General features: G+C 68.2%; 27 protein-coding genes. 2 read left to right on the top strand and 25 right to left on the bottom strand.

The features are described 5' to 3' along the window. Positions 1-5 precede the first annotated feature (5 nt). The 17 genes from ACFWZ1_RS08660 to ACFWZ1_RS08580 all read right to left on the bottom strand — a co-directional run bounded on the left by ACFWZ1_RS08660 (position 6) and on the right by ACFWZ1_RS08580 (position 15,284). The gene (locus ACFWZ1_RS08660; RefSeq protein ID WP_231325596.1) at positions 6-329 is read right to left on the bottom strand and encodes a hypothetical protein; all 324 of its coding nucleotides are present in this window, start codon (positions 327-329) and stop codon (positions 6-8) included. 11 nt (positions 330-340) lie between these two features. Then, positions 341-847 carry a phage baseplate assembly protein V gene (locus tag ACFWZ1_RS08655; RefSeq protein WP_439666096.1) on the bottom strand — a complete coding sequence of 169 codons (507 nt, stop codon included), beginning with the start codon at positions 845-847 and terminating at the stop codon, positions 341-343. Further along, positions 844-1,980, bottom strand: a complete 1,137-nt coding sequence (locus ACFWZ1_RS08650) for a hypothetical protein (protein WP_439666095.1) — start codon at positions 1,978-1,980, stop codon at positions 844-846. The genes ACFWZ1_RS08655 and ACFWZ1_RS08650 overlap by 4 nt, the downstream gene beginning before the upstream one ends. Continuing rightward, on the bottom strand, positions 1,973-2,293 hold the full coding sequence (locus ACFWZ1_RS08645) for a LysM domain-containing protein (RefSeq protein ID WP_439666094.1): 321 nt from the start codon (positions 2,291-2,293) through the stop codon (positions 1,973-1,975). The genes ACFWZ1_RS08650 and ACFWZ1_RS08645 overlap by 8 nt, the downstream gene beginning before the upstream one ends. Continuing rightward, positions 2,293-2,952: a hypothetical protein gene (locus ACFWZ1_RS08640; protein WP_439666093.1), complete on the bottom strand. Its 660-nt coding sequence runs from the start codon at positions 2,950-2,952 to the stop codon at positions 2,293-2,295. Before ACFWZ1_RS08640 ends, ACFWZ1_RS08645 begins: the two co-directional genes overlap by 1 nt. Then, positions 2,949-3,656 (bottom strand): hypothetical protein, encoded by a 708-nt coding sequence (locus ACFWZ1_RS08635; protein ID WP_439666092.1) that lies wholly within the window; start codon positions 3,654-3,656, stop codon positions 2,949-2,951. The genes ACFWZ1_RS08640 and ACFWZ1_RS08635 overlap by 4 nt, the downstream gene beginning before the upstream one ends. Before the next feature lie 227 nt (positions 3,657-3,883). Beyond that, entirely contained in the window at positions 3,884-4,642 is a 759-nt protein-coding gene (locus ACFWZ1_RS08630; protein ID WP_439666091.1) for a CHAP domain-containing protein, read from the bottom strand. Between the two features lie 170 nt (positions 4,643-4,812). After that, positions 4,813-6,240 (bottom strand): eCIS core domain-containing protein, encoded by a 1,428-nt coding sequence (locus ACFWZ1_RS08625; RefSeq protein WP_439666090.1) that lies wholly within the window; start codon positions 6,238-6,240, stop codon positions 4,813-4,815. 239 nt (positions 6,241-6,479) lie between these two features. Then, complete coding sequence (locus ACFWZ1_RS08620; RefSeq protein WP_439666089.1) at positions 6,480-6,767, bottom strand: hypothetical protein; 288 nt, start codon at positions 6,765-6,767, stop codon at positions 6,480-6,482. Then, positions 6,764-8,926 carry an AAA family ATPase gene (locus tag ACFWZ1_RS08615; protein WP_439666088.1) on the bottom strand — a complete coding sequence of 721 codons (2,163 nt, stop codon included), beginning with the start codon at positions 8,924-8,926 and terminating at the stop codon, positions 6,764-6,766. Before ACFWZ1_RS08615 ends, ACFWZ1_RS08620 begins: the two co-directional genes overlap by 4 nt. Further along, positions 8,923-10,158, bottom strand: a complete 1,236-nt coding sequence (locus ACFWZ1_RS08610; protein WP_439666087.1) for a DUF4255 domain-containing protein — start codon at positions 10,156-10,158, stop codon at positions 8,923-8,925. The genes ACFWZ1_RS08615 and ACFWZ1_RS08610 overlap by 4 nt, the downstream gene beginning before the upstream one ends. Next, positions 10,155-10,904: a hypothetical protein gene (locus ACFWZ1_RS08605; protein WP_439666086.1), complete on the bottom strand. Its 750-nt coding sequence runs from the start codon at positions 10,902-10,904 to the stop codon at positions 10,155-10,157. Before ACFWZ1_RS08605 ends, ACFWZ1_RS08610 begins: the two co-directional genes overlap by 4 nt. Further along, on the bottom strand, positions 10,901-11,635 hold the full coding sequence (locus ACFWZ1_RS08600; RefSeq protein ID WP_439666085.1) for a hypothetical protein: 735 nt from the start codon (positions 11,633-11,635) through the stop codon (positions 10,901-10,903). Before ACFWZ1_RS08600 ends, ACFWZ1_RS08605 begins: the two co-directional genes overlap by 4 nt. Positions 11,636-11,640: 5 nt before the next feature. After that, positions 11,641-12,168, bottom strand: a complete 528-nt coding sequence (locus ACFWZ1_RS08595; protein ID WP_231325572.1) for a phage tail protein — start codon at positions 12,166-12,168, stop codon at positions 11,641-11,643. A 10-nt stretch (positions 12,169-12,178) separates the two neighbouring features. Continuing rightward, a complete protein-coding gene (locus tag ACFWZ1_RS08590) occupies positions 12,179-13,705 on the bottom strand; it encodes a phage tail sheath family protein (RefSeq protein WP_439666084.1) in 1,527 nt (508 codons plus the stop codon). 24 nt (positions 13,706-13,729) lie between these two features. Beyond that, the gene (locus tag ACFWZ1_RS08585) at positions 13,730-13,999 is read right to left on the bottom strand and encodes a hypothetical protein (RefSeq protein ID WP_231325568.1); all 270 of its coding nucleotides are present in this window, start codon (positions 13,997-13,999) and stop codon (positions 13,730-13,732) included. Between the two features lie 178 nt (positions 14,000-14,177). Next, entirely contained in the window at positions 14,178-15,284 is a 1,107-nt protein-coding gene (locus ACFWZ1_RS08580) for a sigma 54-interacting transcriptional regulator (protein ID WP_439666083.1), read from the bottom strand. Between the two features lie 90 nt (positions 15,285-15,374). On the opposite strand from ACFWZ1_RS08580, the gene ACFWZ1_RS08575 reads away from it, so the two are divergent. Further along, on the top strand, positions 15,375-15,569 hold the full coding sequence (locus ACFWZ1_RS08575) for a hypothetical protein (protein ID WP_231325565.1): 195 nt from the start codon (positions 15,375-15,377) through the stop codon (positions 15,567-15,569). Positions 15,570-15,664: 95 nt separating this feature from the next. Here ACFWZ1_RS08575 and ACFWZ1_RS08570 read toward each other — a convergent pair whose 3' ends face one another. The 5 genes from ACFWZ1_RS08570 to ACFWZ1_RS08550 form a co-directional block, all read right to left on the bottom strand. Then, the gene (locus ACFWZ1_RS08570) at positions 15,665-16,312 is read right to left on the bottom strand and encodes an FMN-binding negative transcriptional regulator (RefSeq protein ID WP_439666082.1); all 648 of its coding nucleotides are present in this window, start codon (positions 16,310-16,312) and stop codon (positions 15,665-15,667) included. 114 nt (positions 16,313-16,426) lie between these two features. Beyond that, complete coding sequence (gene zipA / locus ACFWZ1_RS08565) at positions 16,427-17,371, bottom strand: cell division protein ZipA (protein ID WP_439666081.1); 945 nt, start codon at positions 17,369-17,371, stop codon at positions 16,427-16,429. A gap of 10 nt (positions 17,372-17,381) precedes the next feature. Continuing rightward, a complete protein-coding gene (smc, locus tag ACFWZ1_RS08560; RefSeq protein WP_439666080.1) occupies positions 17,382-20,882 on the bottom strand; it encodes a chromosome segregation protein SMC in 3,501 nt (1,166 codons plus the stop codon). A 135-nt stretch (positions 20,883-21,017) separates the two neighbouring features. Next, on the bottom strand, positions 21,018-21,263 hold the full coding sequence (locus tag ACFWZ1_RS08555) for a BolA family protein (RefSeq protein WP_231325968.1): 246 nt from the start codon (positions 21,261-21,263) through the stop codon (positions 21,018-21,020). A gap of 5 nt (positions 21,264-21,268) precedes the next feature. Continuing rightward, complete coding sequence (locus ACFWZ1_RS08550; protein WP_439666079.1) at positions 21,269-21,568, bottom strand: YciI family protein; 300 nt, start codon at positions 21,566-21,568, stop codon at positions 21,269-21,271. 186 nt (positions 21,569-21,754) lie between these two features. Here ACFWZ1_RS08550 and ACFWZ1_RS08545 point away from each other — a divergent pair, with 186 nt between their 5' ends. Continuing rightward, the gene (locus ACFWZ1_RS08545) at positions 21,755-22,393 is read left to right on the top strand and encodes a YidC/Oxa1 family membrane protein insertase (RefSeq protein WP_439666078.1); all 639 of its coding nucleotides are present in this window, start codon (positions 21,755-21,757) and stop codon (positions 22,391-22,393) included. A 126-nt stretch (positions 22,394-22,519) separates the two neighbouring features. Here the strand turns inward: ACFWZ1_RS08545 and lysS are convergent, their stop codons facing one another. From lysS to prfB, 3 genes are all read right to left on the bottom strand, one after another. After that, the gene (gene lysS, locus ACFWZ1_RS08540; RefSeq protein WP_439666077.1) at positions 22,520-24,031 is read right to left on the bottom strand and encodes a lysine--tRNA ligase; all 1,512 of its coding nucleotides are present in this window, start codon (positions 24,029-24,031) and stop codon (positions 22,520-22,522) included. Positions 24,032-24,120: 89 nt separating this feature from the next. After that, entirely contained in the window at positions 24,121-24,432 is a 312-nt protein-coding gene (locus ACFWZ1_RS08535) for a hypothetical protein (protein ID WP_439666076.1), read from the bottom strand. A 24-nt stretch (positions 24,433-24,456) separates the two neighbouring features. Continuing rightward, positions 24,457-25,582, bottom strand: a protein-coding gene (gene prfB, locus ACFWZ1_RS08530; protein WP_231325550.1) for a peptide chain release factor 2 whose coding sequence is annotated in 2 segments (ribosomal slippage) — positions 24,457-25,506 and positions 25,508-25,582 — 1,125 coding nt in all. Because the reading frame shifts where the segments join, the coding sequence is not laid out codon by codon here. Positions 25,583-25,668: the final 86 nt, after the last annotated feature.

Raw genomic sequence — 25,668 nt, 5'->3', positions numbered from 1 at the left:
TCGCCTCACATCGCGGTGGCGCGCATCTGGCTGGCGACCACGAGCAACGGCGTGCCGGTGGGCACGCAGATCGCCTGGCTATCGAACAACAGCAACGGCTGCCCGTTGGAGGTGACCCGGGTGGCCGCGGTGACGAACTGCGCGCTCACGCAGGGTCCGTTCGCACCCGGTGGTGGCGGCAGCGCGCAGCCGACGATCAACCACGGCGCGGCGATCGTCACCGTCGGCTGGCCGCTGACCATCACGCGCGGGTTCGGCGTCGTCGGCTGCGCCTGCCCGGCGTGCGAACAGAGCACGCTGGCGCCGACATGGAGGACGAAGCCGGGCATCGTGCATCTCCCTACGTCACGACCAGCGCGCCGTTGTTGATGGTCACCGTCGGCCCGGCGAGCACGATGGTTGCGCCCTTGCCGTTGGAGATGGTGATGCCGATGTCGTTGACCAGGATCATCGCCCCGGTCGTGCTCTTGAGCAGGATGCCGCCGGTGGGTCCGGGCACGTCGCTGATCACCAGTGCGTTCTGCAGTCCGCTCTGCAACACGATGCTCGGGCTGGCCGGGTTGCCGGCCAGCGCCAGCGCCGGCACTTCGGCGGCGAGCCCCCAGAAGCCGCCGGTCCAGATGGGGTAATCCGGATCGCCCTGCTCGAACTCGATCCACACCCCGGCGCCGATCTGGGGCACCACCCAGCTGCCGCTCTGCTTGCCGGCGATCGGCACGCAGGGCATCGCCCAGCTCGAGGGAAGCAGGCCGGCCACGTCCGGCACCATCGCCTGGATGCGGCCGCGCTGTTCCGGATCCACGTTCTGGAGCACCGTACCGCGGTATTTGCCGAAGTAGGTTTTCATGCCGGCACCACCGGCAGCGTCGAGAGCAATCCCTTGCGCGACAGGCTGAAGCTCTGCTTGTACTCGCCGCGCTTGATCGTGTGGCGCACCTCGCTGACGTAGTGCAGGCCATCGAACGCGGGGCCGACGCCGCGCACACCTACCAGCTGCCGCGACCTGAGCACGCGACCGTAGCGGGTGACATCGAGCGTGCCGGTGCCGGTCACGGTATCGGCGGACCTCGCCGCCTCGGCCATGCCCAGCAGCATCGCCCGCAACGGCGAGTACTTCGCGGTCTCGGCAAGCGGATTGAACTTTTGGGGTGGCGGATCGAGCAGGCCCAGCGGCGGATTGAGCGGGCCGACGTCGGGGATCGGCAGCGGCAGCGGAACCTTGGTCTGCTCGTTCTGGATGTAGACCACCGGCAGGCTGCGCGCGTTTCCGTCGTAGGTGAAATTGAGGCTTTCCACGTTGCCGGCCGCGTCCATGTCCGCGTTCAACGCCGGCTGCGGGATGCCGATCTTCACCTTCGGCCCCCAGTAGGCCACGCTCATGCCAGGTGCCGGGCCGGGGTCCAGGTAGAAAACGTAGCCCACGCGCTGCGCCAGCAGACGCACGTAGTCCAGGTCGTTGCCCTGCTGGGTCGGTATGCGATGGGTCGGGATCGGCACGTCGATCGCCACGCTCGGCACGATCATCGGCACGATGCCCAGGAAGGCGTACTTGGCCAGGATCGCCAGCACGATCGCCTCGGCCGGCATCGCCGGATACGGCATGCCCTGGAGACCGGAGAATTCCAGTTTCTGCATCACCGTGGTCAGGTCATCGCCGGTGACCTGCAGCGTCGCGTGGCGCTGATCGGCGCCCGGCACGATCTGGGTGCGGGTCACCACGCCGTCGATCAGCACCTGTGGCATGCCGTTCAAGGTGACTACCAGGATCACCCGCAACAGCGGCACCACACCGCCGCCGCTCAGCAGGAACAGCGTGTGCAGCGGCGAGCGCACGCTCAGGGAAAATTGCAGGGTGAACGCGCCGGCCGCTTCGTCCGGCGCGACCACCTCGACCTGGGTCAGCGCGTCGAGCACGATCTGCGGCACCGGCACCGGCACCACCGGGCCGACCAGCAACGTCAGGTGCACGCCCTTAAGCATGCGGCACCCCCGGGATGCCTTCGGGCAAGGTGATGCGCAACGCCCGTCCGATCGTGCCGGTCAGTTCTTGCGGACGCAGCGCCCGGTTGGCATCGCACAGGCGCCAGAACTGTTCCGGATCGCCCAGGTATTGCGCGGCGATGGTGTCCAGCCGTTCGTTCTGCAGTACCCGGTGCCATTGCAGCGTGGCGTAGTTCTCGGGCGCCGGTACGAAGCGCCGCGTGAGGTAGAGCACCGGCGTGCCGTCGGCGCGCGTCCAGGTGGCGGTCGGCGTCAAAGCGTAGCGGCTGGTGGGCGGGAAGATCGTGTTCATCACGGCACTCCGACAACCCCCAGTGCGGACAGCGGCTGGCTGGCCGCGGTGCCGGCCAGGCGCTCCTTCTGCTGCAGGTAGTTCATGAACAGGGCGGCCGCCTTGTGGCCGGTGGGCACGTCGTTCACCGACAGCACGCGCAGCCCCAGGCTCACCTTGGCGCGGATCGGGTGCAGCGCCGTGTCGAAGGCCTCCTCGGTAATGCTGAACTCGGTGATGCGCACCGGCAGGATGCGCGTGGCGCTCCACACGAACAGCGCCAGCGGTGTTTCCATCGGCACGATCTCCAGCGTGCCGATCCGCGCCAGCGCGTCGTTGGCGTGCAGCTGTGCACTGGTCGGGTAGACCATCGTTTCCAGCGCAGCGAGCTGGGCGAACAGGCCGGACTGGGCGGTGCCGGCGTTCTGGTCCGGCGACTCGAGTTGATCGGTCGCGTCGATGTCCGCTTCCAGCTTCAGCGTTTCCACGGGCGGCCCCTTCAGCCGCAGCAGCTCGGAGCGGTCACCACCGTCGGCGCCCACGGGCTGCACCTGCAGCGAGCGGGTGAGCGAGTCGGGGTTGTACTGCAGTGCGATCACGCGCAGCACCGCCGAGCTGTCGGGGTCGATCAGCACGATGCCGCCCTTGAGGATGCGCGGTGAGCCGGGGAACCCGCTCATGGGCCACCTCCGTCGGGCCGTGGCGGAGCGCCTGCGTCGCCCTGCCCGCCCGAAGGCGGCTGCCCGCTTCCGCCGCTCGTCGCGGGAGCGAGATCGGACTTGGTCACGTCGACGATGGTGACGTCGTGCCCATCGACTTTGCCCTTGCGGAACTGCCGCCGGATGCTGTGCGTTCCAATCACCACGCCGTCATAGGCGTACTCCTGCCGGCACACCGATTCACAGGCGTCGATGCCCTTGGGATTGCGCGCGGCATCGTGCAGGAAGCTCAGGCTCTGCGACTGCGAGGTATGGATGTCGTAGAAGCGGTTGCGCATCGCCGGCTGTTCCGGCCGAACGCCGCGGCCGCGCATCGCACTGCCGATCGGGAAATGCGAATGCCCGTTGCAGGGGCCCGGCTGGGTGAGCGTGTCCGGACAGGTCGAGGAGGTCTGCTGCAACGACTCGACGACCTCCTTGCCGTCCCAGGTCGTGCTGTCGGGCAGGACCTGCATGCGCGCGATGATTCCCAGGCCCGAGAGGTAGCCGGCCTGCAGCGCCGCCTGGGTGTAGCTGGTGGTGGTGTCGACCAGGGTGCTGGCCGGTCGCACGGTCGGCGTTGGCTGCGTACCGCGATCGGTGCCGGGTCCCGGCGCATCGACCGACTCCATGCCTTCGTCATCGGCGGTACCGTCCAGGGTTTCGCGTGACGCGCGCAGCGTCATGCGCGTGAAGTCCTGGGCGAGTGGCGATCGGGGATCGCTGCCCGCCGGTGCGTGCGCCTGCACGGATTGATGGTCGCCAGCGTAGGGCGCGATGGCACGCGAGCGCTGCCGATTCGCCCGGCACCCCGGGCAGCCGCGGCCATGCGGGCCGCAGCCGCACGATCGCTTCAGGCCGACGATCGGCGCGGGAACGTGCGGCAAGGAAAGCCGGCGTGGCGCCAATGCATTCATGGCACGTGTCCGAAGCCGAGCAACCGGTCCATGCGGCTGAGCACATACGAGAAGCCCTGCACACGCGGGCTGCGGTTGCCCTCGATGGTGTAGAGCATGCCGTCGCGCACCGAGTGGACCAGTCCGACGTGGCCAAGCCAGCCCCGCAGGTTCACCCGCCACCACACCACGATGTCGCCCGATTGCGGCGGGTAGCCGCTGCCGGGCGCACGCGCCCAGTCCTGCGCCTTGAATTCCGCGAGCATCGCGCGTGCGCCCGGTACGTAGGCGAACGGCATCGCCGCCGTGTCGCCGCCGGCGGCTTGCAGGAAACACCAGCTCACGAACGAGGCGCACCACGAATTGCCTTCCGCCACGCCCGCCGGCGCCAGGTATTTGCGGATGAAGGCGCCGCAGTTGTTGCCGCCGGATTCGCAGGCGCCCGACTTCAGTTCGCCGATGGCCGCCGCCAGCGCGGCGCGGCCACGGGCGCTGCCGCCGTCCGCGGGCATGGCCGTGTAGTCGACGGCCGAGGGCGTGTCGATCAACGGCTTCGGATGCTCGAGGCTCCACTGCGTCAACGGCCCGACCGCGCCATCGACCACCAGCGGCTGGCCGTGCTGGTCGAGGTTCTGCGCCTGGAAGGCGCGCACGGCGCGCCAGGTCGCCGCATCGAAGCTGCCGCTGTCGGCCACCGCGTAGCCGCGCTGCGCGAGCCGCTGTTGCAGCTGGCGAACCGGCGGGCCGTGATCGCCCTTGCGCAGTGCATCGTTCATGGCTGGATTCCCGGCGCTGCGCGGGTGCGAGCCGCGCGATGCACCTTGGGATGGATCCTGATCCCGGGATCGGTGCGGCGCACGGCTCCCTTGGCACGTCGTCCCGGGACGGGCGATGCCGCGCTGAAGCACTGTCTCTTGTCGGGTAGGCAGGACATCGCGATAACCGTCTATTTGCGCAGCCACGCCTCTTTGGCGAAGTTGGAGTAGGAATCGGCATTGTTGTAGGCGTTGGCAGGTCCCATCGTTGCGCAGGCGCCACCGCCGCCCTGCCAGCAATAGCCCTTGTCGGCCGTGCCGTCGTAGAGATGGCTGGATTCGTGAATGATGGTTTCGGCGATATCGATGTCAGGGTGGGTGAACACCGCTTCGCAAAGGTGGATGTGCAGGGCGAACAGGCTGTTCCTGGTGTATCCCTGCGTGACGACGTCCCCGTCCTTGCAGAAGTGGTCGTAGAACCAGGACCCCTTGCGCTCGCATTCGACCGTGAGGTCCGAGGACAGGCCCATCAGCGTGGCCAGGAGGCCATCGTGGACGTGCTCGAAGGTGGTCTTGCTGTCGTCGCCGAAGTACGCGCGCAGCAGCGACTTGATCTCCTGGTCGCTCTGGTCGCGAAGGCGGAACAGCGCCACCTGCAGCATGTCCTTGGCGATGGGCTGTGCTTGCGCGACGGCCTTCTTCTGCGCGTCGCTGCAATCGACCACGTCCGGGTCGATCGGCTTGGGCACCGGCCGCTTGCCCTGGATGGGATCGTCCTCCTCGAACTGTACCTCTCGGCTGACCGGCGTGATCAGGGCGGCACGGTTCCATTGCCGGGCGACCGCGTTGCCGTTGTCGGTCATGCAGTCATTGAGCGCCGCGCCCGAGGTGGCGGTGATGCCCGGTGCTAGGCTGGCCGGCAGGAACGCACGCACGGCATCGGCGCGCTGCTTGCGCAAGCCGGTGTTGAGCGGCTCGTCGCCGTGGCAATCGGACAGGCCGATGATTTCCCATTGGCTCTTGGGCTCGGAAATCGACTTGACCAGCGTGGGCCATAGCGGATGGCGCTTGAGATCGCTCTTGACCGTGGCCTTGTCGATATCGAAGTTCGCCACCAGGAAGCCCGCCTCGGGCGCGGTGACGTATTCGAGGATCATCGGCTGGGCGCGCGTGGTGCGGTCCTCGTCCGGATCCCGTTTCGGACAGTCCTCGGTGGACAGCCGGGCGCGTGTGCAGGGAACGAAACGCTGCAGCGCCACGCCGGTCTGCGCCTGCTGCACGGTATGGGCGAGTTCGTGGGCCAGCAGCAACCGTCCGTCCCGGGTGTCGGGCGCATAGGCCTGGCTGTCGAAGGCGATGTGATTGCCGACCGTGTAGGCGCGGGCATGCAGCTCCCGGGCCGATGCCGCCGCCGCCTGGTCGGTGTGGATGCGCACCCCGGAAAAGTCGAGGCGTGTTGCGCGATCCGGCGATGACATCCCGACGACGCGGCCGGCCACGGCATCGGCCTCGCGCTCGAGCGGATCGTGCGCCGAACCCACCGTGAGCGCCGACGTCGCGTTGGGTGCCGGATGGTTGACGCGTACCTGGCTCAGGTCGTGCCCGAAGCGGGGTTCCATGAATGCGCGCGCCGAGCTGCCGAGAGGTTGTCCGGGCGAGCCGATGATGTCGTGCACGCTCGCGGGCGCGTCGCCCCCGCCGTCCTGACTGGAGGTTTTGCGCTGAGCAAGCTGGCGCTTCCTGCTGCACTCGGGGCACGCCCCGCCGCCTGGACGGTGGGCACCGCATGCGCACTTGCGCTGCAGGGTCATGCCGCTGCGCGTCGGGGGACTTTCGGCGACTGGCTTGAAAGCCGTTTTCATGGCCGCCGTCCTCCGGCATCGCCAGGGCCGGCCGGCACAAGCGACTGATGGACGGCGTCGGCGATGCGCCGGCCCAGGCGATCACCCGGATGCGACGGCGGCGGCAGCGCGATCGGTCGCCGCGAGGCCGCGTTGCCAAGGCCGAGCAACGCCTGCGCAGTGCCAGGAAGGGCCAGCCGTCGGGACAGCTCCTGCGTGATCGCCTCGCTCACGGCGGCCGGGCGCTCGCCAGCCACGAGTGACTCGTCCAGTACCAGCCGCTCGATGTGCAACCGGGTGTTCATGGCCGGCCTCCGGCGCTTTCCAGCCAGCGGAAGTCGGCTTCGTTGACCGGCTTGTCCAGCTTGCGGAATTCGGCGCGGGCGGCTTCCAGCACGATCGGCATGGTGATCTGGACACCGGCGCTGGCGGCCATGAATGCCGCGTTCAAGGCAATGCCCTGGATGCTGCCGCCGGTGAGCGCGAGCCGCGCCAGGCGTGCGACGTCCAGCGCCGAGGTGGCGGCCTGCGCCGGGAACACCGAGGCCCAGATCGCCTCGCGCTCGGCCATGCCGGGGAACGGGAAATTGACCACGAAGCGGATGCGGCGGAGGAAGGCGCTGTCCAGCGCGCCTTTCATGTTGGTGGCCAGGATGGCCAGGCCGCGGAAGGATTCGAGCCGCTGCAGCAGATAGTTCACTTCGATGTTGGCGTAGCGGTCGTGGCTGTCCTTGACCTCGCTGCGGCGGCCGAACAGGGCGTCGGCCTCATCGAAGAACAGGATCGAACCGCCCTCCTCTGCCGCGTCGAAAAGCTTGCGCAGGTTTTTTTCGGTCTCGCCGATGTACTTGCTGACCACCGCCGACAGGTCGATGCGATAGAGCGAGAGCCCGAGTTCCCGCGCTATCACCTCGGCCGCCATGGTCTTGCCTGTTCCGCTCTCGCCGGTGAACAGCGCGCTGATCGACAGACCGCGGTTCATGCGCTCGCGGAAACCCCAGTCGTCGTAGACGGTGCTGCGCAGGGCGACCTGGTCGGCGATCTGGCGCAGCAGGGCGCGTTCGTTGCCGGGCAGTTTCAGGTCGTCCCAGCCGGCCTTCGGTTCGATCCGCTGCGCGAGCTGGTCCAGCGCTGGCCGCGTGCGGGACAGCGCGCCGTGCCACAGCGCGTGGGCCATCGCGCCCGGGCCGCTCTCCACCGTGGTGCGGGCGGCATGCGCGACCTGTTCGATCTTGCCGGGACCGAAGTCGAAATGGCCGGCCAGATGCTGCGGGAGATCGCCGGCTGCCTCGCCCAGGGCCTGCTGCCAGAGCGTGCGCTGCTCGACCGCCGTGGGTTTGGCGACGTCCACGCTGAGCAGGTTGGCGGTGGCGGGCCATGGCTCGCGGGTGTCGATGAAGACCAGCCCGCCCAGGCGCCCGAGCGCGCGCTGGATCTGCGTGGTCGATGCATCGCCTCGCCCGGTGTCGGCTGCGTCGACGTAGAGCGCAAGGGGCAGCAGTTGGCTTTCGCGCTGCCAGAGCCGGATCAGCGTCTCCTGTTCGGCAATGGCCGCCGGCAGCAGATCGGCGGGCAAGCGATACGCCTGCGCGCCGAATGCGGCGGCGATGGCCTGGGCGATGGCCTGCTTGCTGGCGCTGTCGCTGCCCAACAGTTGCACCGCGGGCAATGGCGCGCCCGTCAGGGGCTTTCGCAGTTCGTCGACGACGCCCTCGACTACGGCCTGCTGTGACGGCGGTAGCGGCCAGGACACCAGGGCGGTGAGCAACGGCGTCAGGCGGTCGTCTAGGTAATTCATGCCCTTGACGAAGTTGACCACGCGCTCGTCGGCGCTCAGTGCGGCGCCGATCAGTGGCTGCGGGCCGGGCTGGTGGATGTCGATCAGGCGCCAATAGCGCAGCGGCCGCTCCGGCGAGAGCGCATCCCAGCTCGGTTGGTCGAGCACCGCGAAGGCCAGCGCGAAGGTCGGCCAGGGTTTGGTCGGATCGCGTTGGGCCTGCGCGCACAACGCGGGCAACCGCGTGTCCAGTTCCATGCCGACGCACAGCAGGAGCAGGTCGCGCTCGAACGGGCTCAGGCCGAGGCGCTGGGCGAGCAGCATCAAGGCCGGCGTATGCGCACCCTCGGCGCCTGGCGTCGCCGCCTGCGGCGCCACGTCGTCCTTGACCGGTGGTTCCGCCGCACCGGCGGACGGCTGGGGTGGCGGCGCGGTCGCCGGCGACCGATGACCGAACATGCGCGACAACCAGGAAGCGTGCTTCGGCGCGACGGGCACGATCGCGGGCATGCGTGCCACCGGTTCGGCGGCGGCAGCCGGCAGCCGCACGGGCGTGTCCGGCGCGGCGCTCGTCGCGACCAGCTCGCCCTGCCGTTCGGCGGCGTGTTGCAGCCGTGCGCGGATATCCGCCAGCGCATCGGCGAGATACTGGTCGTTGGCGCTCAGCCATTGCGCGTAGTCGCTCATGACACCACCACCTGCTGGCTGGCCGCGAAGGCCGGCACGGCACCGCTGAAATCGACCGGGATGCTGTCGGCGCCGTCCACGCGCAAGCGCACCGTGTAGCGTCCGGCGCCGACCGCGGGCACCTGGAAGGTCAGTGCGGTCGGCTGGTGCAGGTCGGCCGGATTGCTGATGGCCTGCGGCGCGACGGCGCGATCGCCGAACAGCAACAGCACGCGCTGGCCGTCGCGGATGCGCGGCAGGCAGGTCAGGGTCAGCGCGAGGTCGCCCGCGGGCGCGGCGAGCGGGCTGACCGTGATGGTCGGCGCCAGCACCAGCGGCAGCTCGTTGCTGAGCAGTGCGGGCAGTCCGGTCGGTTGCACGAGCAGCGCGACCGTGTAGATGCCCGGAGCCCAGCGCGCCGCGGCATCGGCATCGTTGGCCAATGGCACGCGCAAGCTTCCGGCGGCCTCGCCCGCGAGCGGTGCGACATCGACCGGCGCATCCAGCCGCAGGCTGCTGAAGCGGGCGGTCGCATGGTCTGTGGTGAGCTGGCGGCCGCCCAGCACGATGGCCTCGCCCAGCCGCGCCGCCACCTGCGGTCGCGGGTAGGCGAGCGTTTCCAGCACGGGCGCGGCCGAAGCGATCGCGGTGACGCCCTGGTCCTGCGGCCCACGCTTGAGCACCGGCAGCGGCGCACGCGCCGTGGCGTGGCTGTCGATCAGCACCACGGTGGCCTCGTACGCCGACGACACGCGATAGTTGGTCTGGAAGGCGGTCCATAGCTTGGACAGCTCCTCGATGCTCTGCGGCAGCGGCGTGATGCGCACGCGCTCGACCTGGTCGGCCAGGTCGTTGTCAGGCAGCGCATTGCGGATGTCGTTGCCGTCCAGCACGGGGCGGTCGTGCAACGTGCTCATGGCTGCGGCAAGCACGCGATGGCTGGTCGCATCGTTGTCGTTCTCGCCCCGGCCCCAGGCAGTGAGCAGGTAATGCAGGGTCAGCGGCAGCGCCGGCGGCGCGCTTTCGCCGGGACGCACCTGCCCGGGCATGTCGAGGTTGCGCCACGCGGCGTTGTGGACCACCTGGTAAAGGAACAGGTTGAGCTGCGCCTTGCTGATGCCCTTGCGCGCCGTGTCCGGTGGCTGCAGCGTGACTTCCAGGTCGCCGAGGTCCGCGTCCAGCATCGGCATCTGCGCCAGCAGCAGGTTGCGCAGCGTGCGGGTGGTCGCGGCGATGGCCAGCACGCTGCTCATGGCGAGGCCTTGCCACGCTGGCGCAGGTAGTCGTCGAGGCTGCCCGGTCGCGGCTCGTCGCGGCGGGGCCGGGATGCGGGCGCAGCGGGCAAGGCGCGTACTTCCAGCCGGCCGATGCTGACGTGGATGACCGGCTCGCTTGCACCGCCGCGCCCGCTGTCAGCCAGCTCCGGGCGCGAACGCGCGGCGTCGAAACGGGAGCCGCGTGGTTGCACCGGCGCTCCGGCACGCGGCGCGGCGAAGACCGGCGATGTGGGCGGAAGCAAGCTGCCTCGCCGCGGCTGCGGTCGCGGTGGGGCAATGGGGTCGACGGAAACGGCGTGCGCTTCGCGAGCGCGTGCCTGCGGCGGCGCTGCGGCAGCATTCCGGTGTGGCGTGGGTTCCTTCGGCTGCTCCTCGGCCCGGTAAGGGCGTCGCTCAATGACGGCAACGGTTGCCGCCGGTGGTTCGATGGAAGTCGGTCGAGGCGACGGTTCCAGCGCCGGAGCCCCCACTGCGGGTATGGGCGCGGCCGCGATGGCGCTCCCGGACACCGGATGGGAAGGCGCCGATCTGCGTTCGTGGGCGACCGGGGCGGCCTCGATACCTGCCGAAACCACGTCGCGCCGCCCCGGCTCCCCGTGCATCTCGCCCATGGGCGGCATGACCGCCACGCCCTGCGGCTCGAACAACGACGGCAACCGCGGCAGCAGCAGTCCTTCGCCGCCGAGCGCGCGGGTGGCCAGCCGGTCGAGGAAGTCGGTCATGGCTGGCACAACTCCAGATACGCCTGTCGGCGGCGCGGGCTCAACGCCAGGATGTCGGCCTCGGCCCAGTGATAGGCGTGCGCCAGCGTGTCGACGTCGCGCAGCGTGCGCAGCGCCCAGGCATGCAGTTCCTGCCATAGGAAACGGGCGATATCGAACACCGGCTGCCAGCGATGCGCGCACTGCGGGCAGGCCAGCGCGAGCTGCAGATCGGCCTGCGGATCGGCGGCCGCCATGGCCGCCCCGATTTCCGCCTGCAGATCGGCCGGCAAGCCATGCGATTGCCCTCGCCTGCTCTGCACCGCGATGACGCAGCGGTCGAGCAGCATCCGCCGCGCCGCGCCGGCATCGCCGCAGGCCTGCAACGCGATCAGGTCGTTGCTGTCGGGCAGGCGGAAACGCACCCGCAGGCCGTGCGCCGGCGAGAAGTGTTCGAGCACCGCTTCGGGGAGGATCGGCTGGACGGTCAGCAGGTCGCCGCAGCGGAAATTCGCTTCCACCGTGGTCGCGCAGGCCGGGCAGATCGCCACGCCGCAGACCTGCGCACCGAACAGGCGCTCGCGCAGTTCCAGCAACAGCGCATCGCGCCGGCCCAGTGGCAGGTGCGCGAGCGAGTCATCCGTGCAGTCATCACAACTGACAGCCAGCAATGCCAGGCAGCAGGCGGCCGCGGGCGCATCGCCACCGCGCTCCCAGACGTGCAGCAGTTGCGCGGGTGTGGGCGTGCGCATGATCGCTAGCCGGGCGGCACGGCAAAGCTGGGTTCGGTTGGCTCGACCACGCCGACGTCGCGCTCCCAGCCCTCGTTCTCGAGCTTGATGTGCTGGATCGCCACCGCGTTGGCGTTGGCGTCCAGGTCCGGCAGCGCCTGGTATTCGGACACCCAGCAGCGATAGAGCTTGTAGGCGATGGCGAGCTGGCCGGCCTCGTTGTAGACCTCCAGGATGAGGTTCTTGCGGAAGTCCTTCAGCGACACCTCCGCGCCCAGGCCGGCGCCGAAGTTCCACACCTTGTTCGCCCAGCGCTCGAACTCCAGGTCATGGGTGACGCCACGCTCGATGGTGATCGCCTCGTACTCGCTGCGGCCCGGCGACTTGCGGCTGCTGCTGGGATCGCCGCCCTCGCGGTGCTTGACCACCTCGGTGGTGCGCTTGAGGCCGGAAACCTTGCTGACCCCGGCCACGTAGCGCCCGTCCCACTTCACCCGGAACTTGAAGTTCTTGTACGGATCGAAGCGCTGCGCATTGACGCTGAACTCAGCCATGACTTTTTCCTCAGGTCTGGAGCTGGCCGGCCATCTGCTGCAGCTGGATGACCACGAACTCGGCGGGTTTGAGCGGCGCGAAGCCGACCACGATGTTCACCACGCCCAGGTTGATGTCGTTCTGCGTGGTGGTTTCCTTGTCGCACTTGACGAAGTACGCCTCCTGCGGGGTGCTGCCCTGGAACGCGCCCTGGCGGAACAGGTCCTGCATGAACGCGCCCACGTTGAGGCGGATCTGCGACCACAGCGGCTCATCGTTCGGCTCGAACACCACCCATTGCGTGCCGCGGTACAGGCTCTCCTCGATGAACAGCGCGGTGCGCCGTACCGGGATGTACTTCCATTCCGACCCGCGCTCGTCATTGCCTTGCAAGGTGCGCGCGCCCCACACCACCGTGCCGTACACGGGGAAGTGGCGGATGCAGTTGATCGCCAGCGGGTTGAGCACGCCGTTTTCGTCGTTGGTCAGCGTGGTGCTGACGCCGAGTGCGCCGCTGAGGCTGGCCTCGCTTCCGGCCGGCGCCTTCCATACGCCACGGGTGGCGTCGGTGCGGGCGTAGATCCCCGCCACGAAGCCGCAGGGCGGGAACGCGCGGGGACGATTCTGCTGCAGCGGGTCGGCGGCGATCACCCAGGGGAAGTAGAACGCCGCGTTGATCGCGTCGGCGGCGGTGATGTCGCCGGGACCGTCTTCGAGCGTATCGAGCGAAGCCGTTTCTGCGCTGTCGGCGATCAGGAAGGCGCGCCGGTCACGACAGAATTTCTGCAGGCTGGCGATCGTGCCGGGGTTGGTCTGTCCGGGCACGCAGAGCAGGTTGAACAGGTCGATGCGGTCGAGGTTGTACAGGCCTCCCGTGCCCGACACCGGCAACAACGCGGTCTCGAAAGGCGCCTTGTTTGGCTCAAGAACGGCGCCGTCACCGCCCCCGCCGAGCTTGGCCGTATCGGGAATGTTGCCGGGTGCCCCGGGGAAGGTGTCCGCCGGCGGCGTGGCGGGGGTGCCCTGGAGCGCGGCGGTCACGTAGCTGGACTGGCTGGCCAGCACGCTGACGACGTAGCGCGCGTCGGCAGGGTCCATCGACAGGTTGTCGAACGACTCCATCACCTTGCCTGCCGGATCGACTTTCCAGTTGACGACCGTCAGCCGGAACCGGGTCGCATCGAAGGTGGACTTCTTGATGACGATCGCGCAGTCGTTGGCCCACTGGCCGGGATTGCTGGCAGTCACCACCAGTTTCCCGTCGAGCGTGACCGTAGCCAGGTCGGCCTCGCCATCGGCCAGCCGCACGATATAGGCGCGTTGCCCGCCGTTGGCGAAGAACTGGTTCACGGCGTGGCCCAGCACGCTGCGGCTGTCGAGGCCGCCGTACTTGCGCGCGAAATCCGCGAATCCCAGCACCAGCCCGGCCCGGTCCGCCGGGCCGAAGGGTGCCCAGCCGGCGAAGGCCGCGATCGAGGTCGCCACGCCGGCGATGGTATGCACGCCGCTGGAGATCTCTTCGATATAGACGCCCGGATAAGTGAGGGTGGAAGGCATGTCTGTATTCCTCGATCGTGGCGGTCAGTGCAAAGGCGGTTCGGCGCCCCGGCGCAGTCCGTAAAGAACGGCGCCCCCAGGCAATCGGTCGCACCGCAGTTGCCCCCGTGCGACCAGGTCATCCAGCACGCGCCCGATACGCGCACGCGACGTTTCGTAGCGCTGCCGCGGCAACCACCACAGCACGATGCCGTCCAGCGTGTCCGCCGCTTCGGGGTGTTGGTGCAGGTACGCAAGCACCGCCGACTCGACCTCGCGTCGGCTTGCCTCGTCATCAGATAGCCGATCGGTCACGCGGCACCTCCGCGCCTGCGCAGGAGCGAGGCAACACCCATGCCATCGCCGGCGTTGGAAAACACCCGCGCGGTGCGGTTTCGGGGAGGGCTACGGAGGATGCCGGGGCAACGGTGACCCGGGTTCGCCCGCGGCGCGGGTCGACTTCAACCCGGACGGAGGGCGCGCCGGCGAGCCGCTACTGGCAACGGAACTGCTTGGTTTCGATGCCGTGCTTCTTGAGCAGCTTGCCCAACTGGCGGCGTTCGGTACCGGACAGACGCGCGGCGATGCTGACGTTGCCGCCGGCCCGGTGCATCAGCTGCAACAGATAGCTGTGCTCGAAGACGCGAATGGCGTGGCTCTTCGCCACGCTGAAACCGGCCTCGTCGTGTCCCGGGCTGGGGGCCAGGGCGCCGTCGATGGCGGCAAAGGCCGACTCGGCCGCGGCGAGGTCAGCCAGGCCGATGACCACATCATCCGCGCGCATGTAGGCGCGCAGCACCACATGCTCGAGTTCACGCACGTTGCCCGGCCATGCGTGCGCGACCAGCGCTTGCAGCGCGACGCCGCTCCAGCGCTTGACCGGACCGTCCACGCGTTCGGCTGCGATGCCGAGGAAATGCTCGGCCAGCAACAGCACGTCGCCGGAACGTTCGCGCAGCGGCGGCAGCCGCACCGCAAGCGCGTTGAGCCGGTAGTGCAGGTCGCGCCGGAAAAGCCCCGCTGTCACCTGCTGCTCCAGCGGGCTGTTGGTGGCGGCGATGATGCGCACGTCGGCAAGACGTGTCGCACCACCTCCGACGGGGCGGTATTCGTTGTCCTCCAGGAAGCGAAGCAGGATCACCTGCGCCTTGCTGGACAGCGCGTCCACCTCATCCAGGAAAAGGGTGCCGCCGCGCGCGCGATCGACGAGGCCGATCTGTGCACACCTCGCGTCGGTATAGGCGCCACGCTCGTGGCCGAACAATTCGTTTTCGACCAGGCCATCGGGGATCGCACCGCAATTGACGGGCACGAACGGGCGGTCGCGCCGGCGGCTTGCATAGTGGATCTCGCGGGCAGCCAGCTCCTTGCCGGTGCCGGTCTCCCCTTCGATCAGCACTTGGACATCGCAGCCGGCATATCGCTGCAATTGCGCGCGCACCGCCATCAGCGCACTGGATTGACCGAGCATGACCGGCATCGTGCGTTCCCCGCGTTGCCCGTCGAATCGCGCACACTCTATTCCCGCGATGGGCCAAAAAAAAGCGATTGTGTTCATGATCGGCCGGCGGCGGAACCGGGAGGATTTGCGGGCGCGCACCGTGCCTCACGGAGCTTTCACGCCGTTCTCATGCGGCACGAAACGAAGCTCGCGCGTCGCAGATGAAAACCAGGCGGCAGAGGAGAACCCATGACTCCGCTGGACAAACCACTCAAGCGGGAGATCGAGGTCGACGCCGTCCCCTACACGCTGACCATCGATGCGGAGGGATTGAAGTTGACCCGGAAAGGCCGCCGTCGCGGCGTGGAGTTGCGTTGGCAGGATCTGGTCAGCGGTGATGCCGCACTGGCCACGGCCTTGCAAGCGTCGTTGAAGGCGGATTAGCCGCTGCCGGGCGCCGCTGGGTGGCGGCGGTGGAGATGCTCGTGGCCGAAAGTGTCTGGCGCAGGTGCAGCTTCTGCGGGCTGCGCCGTGATGGATCAGCGCGCATCCTTCGGTCGGGCGGTGACCGTGCGGATTGCCTCGGCCATCCGGCGGCTGTCCTCATCCTGCAGACTGTCCAGCCCGGCCAGTACGCCGTCGCGGTCGGCGTCGGTGCGGTTCTGGCTCAGTTTCCATTTGCCTTCGATGCGCCCGATCGGCAGGCGCAGGCCGGTGATGGCTTTGAGGTTGCGGTCGATGTATTCGGCCGGGGCGTCGTCCAGGCGCCAGGGCCTGGGCATGGGACGTTCGTGGCGATCGGTGAGTTTGCGCAGGAGTTCGCGCAAAGCGGCCGGGTCTTCGAATGTTTCCAGGGTGCCATGGGCGTGCACGGCGATGTAGTTCCAGGTGGGCACTTCCTTGCCGTGGCTCTGCTTGCCGGGGTACCAGCCCGCAGAGATGTAGGCGTGCGGTCCAAGGAAGATCGCCAGCGACGTCGTGCCGTTGCAAAGCGCGTGGGCGTTGGCGCGGGCGACGTGGCCGTAGAGGGTGCCGTACGTGCCCTCTTCCGACGCCAGCAGCAGCGGGATGTGGCTGACCTGGAGGCCGCCGGCGGTGGTGCTGATCAGGCTGGCGAAGGCATGCGCATCGATCGCCGCGTGCAGTTCGGGCAGGCGCGTTTCGCGGAAGGCGGAGGGCGTGTACATGGCGCGCTGATCCGGGCGGATGGGCTGTAGGTGAGTACCTGTGCGCGACCGGACGCATGGCGGTCGCGCACGGCGCGCTCCTGCAAGGGTGTTTCCCGCGACGGTGGGCGGGCGTCAACGACCGAAGATGATTTCCTGGCCTTCGTGGTCGCGATCCCAGCCGCGCAGTTCGTCCCGGATGTGCGCGATGCGCTGGCGGCCCAGGGCGTTGCGTTCCTCGTCCAGGACCTGGCCGTCGAGCAGCTCGGCAAGACGCTGGGCCGTAGGCAGCATGGCATCCCAGGCGTCCAGCGCGGACAGCGGGCCCGGCAGGGTCATGAAGAAGCTCAGGCCGGGGGTGCGCAAGGCATCGAGCCGGGTCAGGTCGAAGTTGCCGGGCTTGAGCATGTTGGCGACGCTGAAGATCGGGCCTTGTTCGCGCTTGCCATCGACCAGCCGGTGGTAGATGCCCAGGTGGCCGTACTCGAGGCCGGCCTTTTCGGCCGCGACGATCAGGTCGGCACCGTTGAATACCCCGCCGTCGCGGGCCATGACGAACACCGTGACGATGCGCTCCATCGGCAACTGGGATGGGCGGCGGCCAAGGTCCGAGGGTGGCGGAGCCTTCGCGGCAGCCGCGGGTGCGGGAGCGGCTGCAGGCGTGACCACGGGAACAGGCGCCGGCTCGACCGCTTCGGGTGCGCCGGAAGGCGCGCGCAGCGCGTCGATGATCGAAGCCGCGCGACCGTAGGGCTTTGTCGGCGTGGTCCGTTCGCCGGCCAGGGTGGCGCCGAGCTTTTCCAGTTCCTGCCGCAGGCCGATTTCCAGCTCGCCCTGGTGCGGCATGGGCTCGTCGCGATGCATGCGCGGATCGGTATCGTCCAGCAGCATGTCGTCCGCGTCACCCTCGCCCAGCGTGGGCTCGCGGCGTTCGCCACTGCCCTGCCCGGTCGGCATGCGTCGCCTGCCCTGCTCTTTCCTGGGCTGGCCGAACAACCAGAGCAACGCCAGCGCAATGGCGCCGACGATCGCCAGCGGTATGCCGACGGCAGGGTTCCAGGCAAAGGCAAGCACGGTCATCGATGGATCCTCACGCAGCTCCGGCAAGTTTAGCCGCTTCGGCCAGGTCCACCTGCACCAGGCGCGAAACGCCCGGCTCGCGCATGGTCACACCGCAGAGTTGGCTGGCTGCTTCCATCGTCGCCTTGTTGTGGCTGACGAAGATGAACTGCACCTTCTCGCTCATTTCGCGGACCATGTTGGAGAAGCGGCCGACGTTGGCTTCGTCCAGCGGTGCGTCCACCTCGTCCAGCAGGCAGAACGGCGCGGGGTTGAGGTTGAAGATGGCGAACACCAGCGAGACCGCGGTGAGCGCCTTCTCGCCGCCGGAGAGCAGCGAGATGTTGGACGGACGCTTGCCCGGCGGGCGCGCCATGATCGACACGCCGGTGTTGAGCAGGTCGTCGCCGGTCAGTTCCAGGTAGGCGTGGCCGCCGCCGAACAGGCGCGGGAACAGCTCCTGCACGCCGGCGTTGACCTTGTCGAAGGTTTCCTTGAAACGCTGGCGGGTCTCGCGGTCGATCTTCTTGATCGCGCCTTCCAGCGTTTCCATGGCGCTGGCCAGATCGGCGAGCTGGTTGTCGAGGTAGGTCTTGCGCTCGCTCTGCTCGGCGTGTTCCTGGATCGCGGCCAGGTTGACCGGTTCCAGTCGCACGATCTTCTGCGCCAGGTCGCCCAGCTGCGTGCGCCACTGGTTGGCGTCGGCGGCCTCGGGCAGCTCGGCCAGCAGCGGTTCGAGTTCCAGCCCCGAGGCGGTGATGGCCTCGGCGAGCTGGTCGGCGCGCATCTGCAGGGCCTGCGCGGCCAGGCGCTTTTCCGAGACGCTTTCGCGCAGCGTGGCGAGGCCCTGCTCGGCCAGGTGGCGCTGCTGTTCCAGCTTGCGGAATTCGATGTCGCAGTCTTCCAGCGCGCGGCGCGCCTCGACCAGTTGTTTGTCGACCAGCAGGCGCTGGTCGAGGTAGGTCTGGCGCTCGGCCTCCAGCTCGGCGATGGGATCGGAACCGGCGGCCAGCTGTTCGGCGACCTCGTTGCGGCGCGCCTCGACCTGGCGCAGCTGCGTGTCGAGGCGTGCGAGCGCCTGTTCGAGCGAGGCGAGCGAGGAGCGCTTCGATTCCATCGACAGCGCCAGCGCGTGGGCCTGGTCGGCGGCCTCGCGGGCGTTCATGCGGGCTTCCTCTCGCGCTTCGAGCAGCGCGCGGCGCTCGTTCTCCAGCTCGCGGCGCTGGTCTTCCAGGTCGCCCATGTGGTTGACCGACTCGTCCAGGCGCGCGCGGGCCTCGCGGGTCTGCACCTGCAGATCGTCCAGCTGCTCGATCAGCGTGGACAGCTCGCCGGCCACCTTCTCGGCACGGGCGCGGGCAGTCTCCACCTTGCCGCGGTGACTCTGCAGCTGGCCGGCCAGTTCGGACTGGCGACGGTGCGCGTTGTACAGCTCGCGCTGGGCGTCATCGCGGGCGCGCTCGGCTTCGAACTTGGCGGTGCGCAGTTCGTCCAGGCGGACAGCCGATTCCTCCAGCTGCGCTTCGAGCGTTTCGATCTGTTCGGTCAGCAGGCGGATATCGCGCTCGCGCGCCAGCACGCCGACCTGGTTGCCCTGGGCGCGACGGACGCGCGCCCACTGCGGGGCCAGCCATTCGCCACTGCGGGTGATGATGGACTGGCTTTCGGCCAGCGAGCCGACGCGGTTGCGTGCCTCGTCCAGCGTCTCGGCGGTACGTACCTGTGCGAGCAGTTGCATGGCCGTGGCCGGACCGCGCACCCTGGCCGCCAGCGTGCCTTCGGCGCCCTGGCCGCCTTCGCTGGACGCCAGCAACGCGAGGTCGGCTTCGCCCAGCGTGCCAAAGTCGCCGGCGAGGCTTAGCGGATTGTCGACCAGCACGCCATCGAGCAGGCCGGCCAGTACCGTTTCGGCGGCCGATTCCCAGCCGGCATCGACCTGCAGCGCCTCGCCAAGGCGACGCGCCTTGTCCAGGCCAAGACTGGAAAGCCAACCGCTGGCGGCGCTCTCTTCCTGGCCCAGCGCGGCGTGTTGCAACGCCTCGAGCGAAGCCAGGCGGCCACGGGCGCTCTGCAACTGCTGGCGCGCCTCGTTGAGCGAGGACTGCACCTGGCGCTCCTCGTCGAGCACCTTTTCATGGGTGAGCTTGTGCTGGTCGAGCAGGCTGCCGAGCGATTCGACACGTTCGCGCTGGGTGTCGTGCTCGATGTGCAGCTGTTCGGCAGCGGCGTCCAATGCGGCCACGTCGGTGGCCTTCTGCTCGGTTTCCAGCGCTTCGCGGCGCTTGGACAGGTCGATCGCCTGGCGATCGAGGTAATTGAGCTTGGTGCGCTCGACTTCGGCGGCGCGGCTGGACTCGCCGGCGGTGCGCGTATAGACGTCCCAGCGCTGCTGCCAGTCGGCCAGTTTGGATTCGGTGCTGCGCGCGGCGTCAGCGGTGTCGTCCTGCATTTGCTGCAGGGCTTCGAGCCTGGGCTCGCCTTCGGCCAGCGCCATGCGCAGCGTTTCGATCTGCTCGCGGTCGTTGGCGATATGGGCGGACAGCTCCCCATGTTCGCGCTCGGCCTCGGCCTGGGTCCGCTGCAGGCGGTCGGCGGTCTCGCGGTTGAAGCGCACCTGCTGTTCGACGCGGGCTATCTCGGCGCCGACCTTGTAGACCTCCGCCTGCACTTCGTTGAGGTGTTCGGTGGCGCCGGTGTGGCGCTCGCGCACGGACTCGAGCTGGGCCTCGATCTGACGCTGCCCGGCAAGCTGCTTCTCGATCTCGATCTCGGCGGCGGACAGGCCCTGCCCTTCGCCTTCGTGCTGGCCCTTGAGAGCGCGGTATTCGAGGGCGCGCAGCTCGGCTTCCTTGCGGGTCTGTTCTTCCTTCAGCGCCTTCCAGCGCTCTGCGGCGCGGGCCTGGCGGTTCAGGTGCTCCAGCTGCTTGTCGACCTCGTCGCGCACGTCCTTGACGCGGTCGAGGTTCTCGCGCGTGGACTTGATGCGGCTCTCGGTTTCCTTGCGACGCTCCTTGTACTTGGAGATGCCGGCGGCTTCCTCCAGATGCGTGCGCAGTTCTTCCGGGTGCGCCTCGATGATCTGGCTGATCATGCCCTGCTCGATGATCGAGTAGCTGCGCGGCCCCAGGCCGGTTCCGAGGAACAGGTCGGTGATGTCACGGCGGCGGCATCGACCGCCATTGAGGAAGTACGACGACTGTCCGTCACGGGTGACCTGGCGCTTGACCGAAATCTCCGCGTACTGCGCGTACTCGCCCTGGATGGTGCCGTCGGCGTTGTCGAAGATCAGCTCGACGGTCGCCTGCCCCACCGGCTTGCGCGCGTTGGAGCCAGAGAAGATCACGTCGGTCAGCGAGTCGCCGCGCAGGCGGCTGGCCGCGCTCTCGCCCATCACCCAGCGGATCGCGTCGATGATGTTGGACTTGCCGCAACCGTTCGGTCCGACCACGCCGGTCATGTTGGTAGGCAGGTGCAGCGTGGTCGGGTCGACGAAGGACTTGAATCCGGCGAGTTTGATCGTGGTAAGGCGCATGCGGGCTCAACAGTAGGGACGGCCCGCGGTGGATCGGGCGACAGGTCACTGTGCCAAACGCCGGGCGTCGTCGCAATGCGAACCGGGCGTGACAAGTGACTGGAACGAAACAATACAACTAATTGAAATTGCTAATTATGAGTCCTTGGCATCTATCGAGAGTGCATGGATGCCCTGATCCATCAGCCCTTCCAGCGCCGCGTACACCATGCGGTGCCGCTTGATCGGCAGCACGCCGGCAAAGGCCGGACTGACGATGCGCACGTGGAAGTGGCCCTTGCCGGCGTTGGCGTGGCCGGCGTGCTTGTGGCCCTCGTCGAGCACTTCCAGCTCCACCGGCGCCAAGGCATCGGCAAGGCGCTGGCGGATCTGCTCGACCATCGCGCTCATGGCAGGGTCTTGCGGAACGGTTTGACCTCGACACTGGCGTAGACGCCCGCAGCGACATACGGGTCGGCATCCGCCCAGCGCTGGGCGTCGGCCTGCGAGGGGAATTCGGCAATGATCAGGCTGCCGGTGAAGCCGGCCGGGCCCGGGTCGTCGGAGGGGATGGCGGGGAACGGGCCGGCCAGCAGCAAGCGGGCTTCGGCCTGAAGCTTCTCGAGCCGCGCCAGATGTTCCGGCCGGGCGCTCTTGCGCTTGTCCAGCGACTCGGGGACGTCGGTGCCGACGATGGCAAACCACATGGCGTGATGCTCCAATCGGGAAACCGCCAAGTTTAGCCGACCCGCACCGTTGTCCGTTGGCGTGACTGCCACCGGGATCGTCGCGGGGCTGGCGGTCCCCTGGCGCGCTGCCTTGCACGCGGGTGCTTGAAAACCGGGCACGCTGCGCCCACTTGCTGGTTCGCCATGAAGCAAGGAGCAAGGGGTATGTGGTCGATGTTCGTGGATGGACCTTCATCACTGCTGGCGCAGCTGGCCACGTGGCTGGACGGGAGCTACGGCCTGGCGGTGATCGTGCTGGCGCTGCTGGTGCGTCTGGCTCTGTTGCCAATGACGCTGAAGACCGCAGAGCAGAACTGGTGGCGGCAGCAGCAGTTGCTTGCGCTCAAGCCGAAGCTGGCGCGGCTCAATGAGCGCCACGCCGGCGATCCGGCGGCAAAAGCAGAGGCCATGCAGGCGCTATATCGCGAGCATGGCGTCAGTGGCGGATTGGGCAGCAGCCTGCTGGTTGCGCTGGTGCAGGCGCCGCTTGGCGCTGGCATCTATGCGGCGATCCGCCAGGGTGTCGCGGGGGCCGGATCGTTCCTGTGGATACCGAAGCTGGCGCGGCCGGATGTGATGCTGGCGCTGGTGGTGGGCCTGTTGAGCTTCGCGGCGCTGTTGCTCAATCCGGCGATGTCCGAGCAGGCGCGCACGCTGCTGCACTGGTTGCCGGTGGTGGTGTCGTTCCTGGTGGTCTGGCACCTGGCCGCGGGACTGGGACTGTACTGGGCCGGATCGAGCGGCGTGAACCTGCTGCAGATGGCGCTGCTGCGGCGGCGCGTACGCCACCGTGCGCGGCGATGACCGAGGGTGGGCTTCAGCCCACCATGCCTGATCATCGAGGGAACGGTGGGTTGAAGCCGCCCTACTTTGCGTAGCGTCGCACCATCCGTCGGACACTTTACCCGCGTGACGGCTAAGGGTCGGCGGTCAGGCTTCCGGGCGCATGTACGGAAACAGCAGCACGTCGCGGATCGAGGCCGAGCCGGTCAGCAGCATCACCAGGCGATCGATGCCGATCCCCAGGCCACCGGTCGGCGGCAGGCCGACTTCCAGCGCGCGGATGTAGTCGGCGTCGAAGTGCATGGCCTCGTCGTCGCCCGATTCCTTGGCCTCGACCTGCGCCTTGAAGCGCGCGGCCTGGTCCTCGGGGTCGTTGAGCTCGGAGAACCCGTTGGCGATCTCCTTGCCGTTGATGAAGAGCTCGAAACGGTCGGTGATGCCCGGGTCCGTATCGCTCTCGCGCGCCAGCGGGGAAACCTCCACCGGATGGTCGGTGATGAAGGTCGGCTGGATCAGCGTGTGCTCGACGGTTTTCTCGAAGATTTCCAGTAGCAGCTTGCCCCAGCCGTAGCCCGGCTTGACGTGGACGCCCAGGCGCTTCGCATGCGCCGCCATGGCCTCGCGATCGCGCAGTTCCTCGCGTTTGATCCCGGGGTTGTGCTCCAGCACGGCGTCTTCCATGCGCCAGCGGCGGAACGCCGGACCGACGTCGATCTGCGCGCCTTCCCAGGTCACCTCGGTGGAACCGAGCACGTTCTGCGCCGTCTCGCGGATCACCGCCTCGGTGAGGTCCATGATCTCGTGGTAGGTGGCGTAGGCCTGGTAGAGCTCAAGCATGGTGAACTCGGGGTTGTGCCGCGTCGACACGCCCTCGTTGCGGAAATTCCGGTTGATCTCGTAGACGCGGTCGAAGCCGCCCACGACCAGGCGCTTGAGGTACAGCTCCGGCGCCACGCGCAGGTACAGGCTCATGTCGAGCGCGTTGTGGTGGGTGACGAAGGGGCGCGCCGTGGCGCCACCGGGGATGACGTGCATCATCGGCGTTTCCACTTCCATGAAGCGGCGCGGTTCGGCTTCCAGCCACTTGCGCATGAAGCCGATGATCCTCGAGCGCAGCGCGAAAGTGCGGCGCGCCTCCTCGGTCACGATCAGGTCGACATAGCGTTGGCGGTAGCGCTGCTCGACGTCGGCCAGGCCGTGGAATTTGTCCGGCAGCGGGCGCAGGCTCTTGGTCAGCAGGCGCAGGGTCTCGACCTTGACCGACAGTTCCCCGGTCTTGGTACGCATCAACTGGCCCTCGGCGCCGACGATGTCGCCGACGTCCCAGCCCTTGAACGCCTCGTAGGTTTCCTCGCCCACCGTGCCCTGGTGGATGAACAGCTGGATGCGGCCGGTGAAGTCCTGCATCTGCACGAAGCTCACCTTGCCCTGCACGCGCTTTAGCACGATGCGACCGGCCATCTTCACGCGACGTGCGGCCGCTTCGACAGCCTCGGCGTCGTGGTCGACGAATTCGTTGCGCAGGTCGCCGGCGAAGGCGTCCACCTTGAAGTCGTTCGGAAAGGCCACGCCCTGCCCGCGCAGCGCCTTGAGTTTCTCGCGGCGCTCGGCGATCAGCTTGTTCTCGTCGACGGGCAGGTTTTCGGTGGCTTCGCTCATGGATCGTTCCGTGGCCGCGGGCCGGTGCCGGCAGCGGGTGTCTCGTGATGGGTGAGGTTCGATGAAACGTGTCGCGGGCATCGGTTCTGCTAGTCGAACACCTGCTTGACCGCATGTTTGGTGGCGTTCCAGCCATCACGCGCGCCATGGCCGACGGCGATGCCGGCCTTCTTCGCGCCATGGCCGATGCCCAGGCCCGCCTCTTTCGCGCCGTGGCCCACCTTCCTGGCGACGTCGCGCGTGGCATGGCCGACGTCGCGTGCGCCATCAGCCACGCCATGGCCGACGGCCTTGGCATCCTGCTTGATCGACTGGCCGGCGCCGCTGTCCTGCGCGGCCGCGCCGAATGTGGCCAGCGCGACGCAGGCAAACAGGAACACGCCGATGGTCTTGCCGTTCATTCGGTCACCTCCTCGGGGTCCGGATCAGGCGTCGATGCGCTTGGCGCCCGCATCCAGGCCGGACTTGAGGCTCGCCTCGATGAACTCGTCCAGATCGCCGTCGAGGACCTTTTGCGTGTCGGAGCGTTCCACGCCGGTGCGCAGGTCCTTGATGCGGCTCTGGTCGAGCACGTAGTTGCGGATCTGGCTGCCCCAGCCGATGTCGGACTTGCTCGCTTCCAGCGCGTCCTTCTCGGCGTTGCGCTTCTGCACTTCCAGTTCATACAGCTTGGCCGCCAGCATCTTCATGGCGCGGTCGCGGTTGGCGTGCTGGCTGCGCTCGGTCTGGCAGGCCACCACCACGCCTGAGGGGACGTGGGTAATGCGCACGGCCGACTCGGTCTTGTTGACGTGCTGGCCGCCGGCGCCGGAGGAACGGTAGACGTCGGTCTTCAGGTCCGCCGGATTGATCTCGATGTCGATGTCGTCGTCGACTTCGGGCGAGACGAACACGGAGGTGAAGCTGGTATGGCGGCGGTTGTCCGAGTCGAACGGGCTTTTGCGCACGAGGCGGTGCACGCCGATTTCGGTCTTGAGCCAGCCATAGGCGTAGTCGCCCTCGACGCGGAAAGTCGCGGATTTGATGCCCGCCACTTCGCCGCCGGACACTTCCATCAGCTCGACCTTCCACCCGCGCGATTCGGCCCAGCGCAGGTACATGCGCAGCAGCATCTCGGCCCAGTCCTGCGCCTCGGTGCCGCCGGCGCCGGCCTGGATGTCGACGAAGGCGTTGTTCGAATCCATCTTGCCGGAGAACATGCGCTGGAACTCGAGCTTGCCCACCCGGGCCTCGAGTTTCTGCACGTCGTCAGCGACGGACTGGACAGTGTCCTCGTCGCCGTCGGAGGCAGCCATGTCGAGCAGTTCCTTCGCGTCGGACAGGCCGGCGGTGAGCTCGTCGATGCCGGTGACGACGGTATCCAGGCGGGCGCGTTCGCGGCCCAACTCCTGCGCGCGTGGCGGATCGTCCCAGACGGTGGGACTTTCCAGCTCGCGGCTTACTTCTTCGAGGCGCTCGCGCTTGGTGGCGTAGTCAAAGATACCCCCTAAGCGACTCGACGCGGCCGGTGAGGTCCGCGATCTGCGCATGGATCGGATTGGTCTCGATCATGAAAACGTATGGCCGTGGTTGTGGCGCCCGGACGGGCGCTGGCGAGAACGGCGAAGGATAGCAAAGCGCCGCGGCGGTCGGATACG

This window comes from Frateuria sp. GZRe14 (genome assembly GCF_051900395.1).
GTDB lineage: Bacteria > Pseudomonadota > Gammaproteobacteria > Xanthomonadales > Rhodanobacteraceae > Frateuria_A > Frateuria_A edaphi.
This window is presented reverse-complemented; position numbering and strand designations above follow the sequence as displayed.

What these genes read in the sequence shown, in the direction of transcription:
- ACFWZ1_RS08625 (WP_439666090.1), bottom strand. Translation starts at nt 6,240, where the DNA reads ATGGAACCCCGCTTCGGGCACGACCTGAGCCAGGTACGCGTCAACCAT.
- ACFWZ1_RS08650 (WP_439666095.1), bottom strand. Translation starts at nt 1,980, where the DNA reads ATGCTTAAGGGCGTGCACCTGACGTTGCTGGTCGGCCCGGTGGTGCCG.
- ACFWZ1_RS08630 (WP_439666091.1), bottom strand. Translation starts at nt 4,642, where the DNA reads ATGAACGATGCACTGCGCAAGGGCGATCACGGCCCGCCGGTTCGCCAG.
- ACFWZ1_RS08615 (WP_439666088.1), bottom strand. Translation starts at nt 8,926, where the DNA reads ATGAGCGACTACGCGCAATGGCTGAGCGCCAACGACCAGTATCTCGCC.
- ACFWZ1_RS08570 (WP_439666082.1), bottom strand. Translation starts at nt 16,312, where the DNA reads ATGTACACGCCCTCCGCCTTCCGCGAAACGCGCCTGCCCGAACTGCAC.
- ACFWZ1_RS08635 (WP_439666092.1), bottom strand. Translation starts at nt 3,656, where the DNA reads ATGACGCTGCGCGCGTCACGCGAAACCCTGGACGGTACCGCCGATGAC.
- ACFWZ1_RS08620 (WP_439666089.1), bottom strand. Translation starts at nt 6,767, where the DNA reads ATGAACACCCGGTTGCACATCGAGCGGCTGGTACTGGACGAGTCACTC.
- ACFWZ1_RS08590 (WP_439666084.1), bottom strand. Translation starts at nt 13,705, where the DNA reads ATGCCTTCCACCCTCACTTATCCGGGCGTCTATATCGAAGAGATCTCC.
- ACFWZ1_RS08605 (WP_439666086.1), bottom strand. Translation starts at nt 10,904, where the DNA reads ATGACCGACTTCCTCGACCGGCTGGCCACCCGCGCGCTCGGCGGCGAA.
- lysS (WP_439666077.1), bottom strand. Translation starts at nt 24,031, where the DNA reads ATGAGCGAAGCCACCGAAAACCTGCCCGTCGACGAGAACAAGCTGATC.
- ACFWZ1_RS08555 (WP_231325968.1), bottom strand. Translation starts at nt 21,263, where the DNA reads ATGGTCGAGCAGATCCGCCAGCGCCTTGCCGATGCCTTGGCGCCGGTG.
- ACFWZ1_RS08575 (WP_231325565.1), top strand. Translation starts at nt 15,375, where the DNA reads ATGACTCCGCTGGACAAACCACTCAAGCGGGAGATCGAGGTCGACGCC.
- ACFWZ1_RS08545 (WP_439666078.1), top strand. Translation starts at nt 21,755, where the DNA reads ATGTGGTCGATGTTCGTGGATGGACCTTCATCACTGCTGGCGCAGCTG.
- ACFWZ1_RS08550 (WP_439666079.1), bottom strand. Translation starts at nt 21,568, where the DNA reads ATGTGGTTTGCCATCGTCGGCACCGACGTCCCCGAGTCGCTGGACAAG.
- ACFWZ1_RS08600 (WP_439666085.1), bottom strand. Translation starts at nt 11,635, where the DNA reads ATGCGCACGCCCACACCCGCGCAACTGCTGCACGTCTGGGAGCGCGGT.
- ACFWZ1_RS08660 (WP_231325596.1), bottom strand. Translation starts at nt 329, where the DNA reads ATGCCCGGCTTCGTCCTCCATGTCGGCGCCAGCGTGCTCTGTTCGCAC.
- ACFWZ1_RS08645 (WP_439666094.1), bottom strand. Translation starts at nt 2,293, where the DNA reads ATGAACACGATCTTCCCGCCCACCAGCCGCTACGCTTTGACGCCGACC.
- smc (WP_439666080.1), bottom strand. Translation starts at nt 20,882, where the DNA reads ATGCGCCTTACCACGATCAAACTCGCCGGATTCAAGTCCTTCGTCGAC.
- zipA (WP_439666081.1), bottom strand. Translation starts at nt 17,371, where the DNA reads ATGACCGTGCTTGCCTTTGCCTGGAACCCTGCCGTCGGCATACCGCTG.
- ACFWZ1_RS08610 (WP_439666087.1), bottom strand. Translation starts at nt 10,158, where the DNA reads ATGAGCAGCGTGCTGGCCATCGCCGCGACCACCCGCACGCTGCGCAAC.
- ACFWZ1_RS08535 (WP_439666076.1), bottom strand. Translation starts at nt 24,432, where the DNA reads ATGAACGGCAAGACCATCGGCGTGTTCCTGTTTGCCTGCGTCGCGCTG.
- ACFWZ1_RS08640 (WP_439666093.1), bottom strand. Translation starts at nt 2,952, where the DNA reads ATGAGCGGGTTCCCCGGCTCACCGCGCATCCTCAAGGGCGGCATCGTG.
- ACFWZ1_RS08595 (WP_231325572.1), bottom strand. Translation starts at nt 12,168, where the DNA reads ATGGCTGAGTTCAGCGTCAATGCGCAGCGCTTCGATCCGTACAAGAAC.
- ACFWZ1_RS08655 (WP_439666096.1), bottom strand. Translation starts at nt 847, where the DNA reads ATGAAAACCTACTTCGGCAAATACCGCGGTACGGTGCTCCAGAACGTG.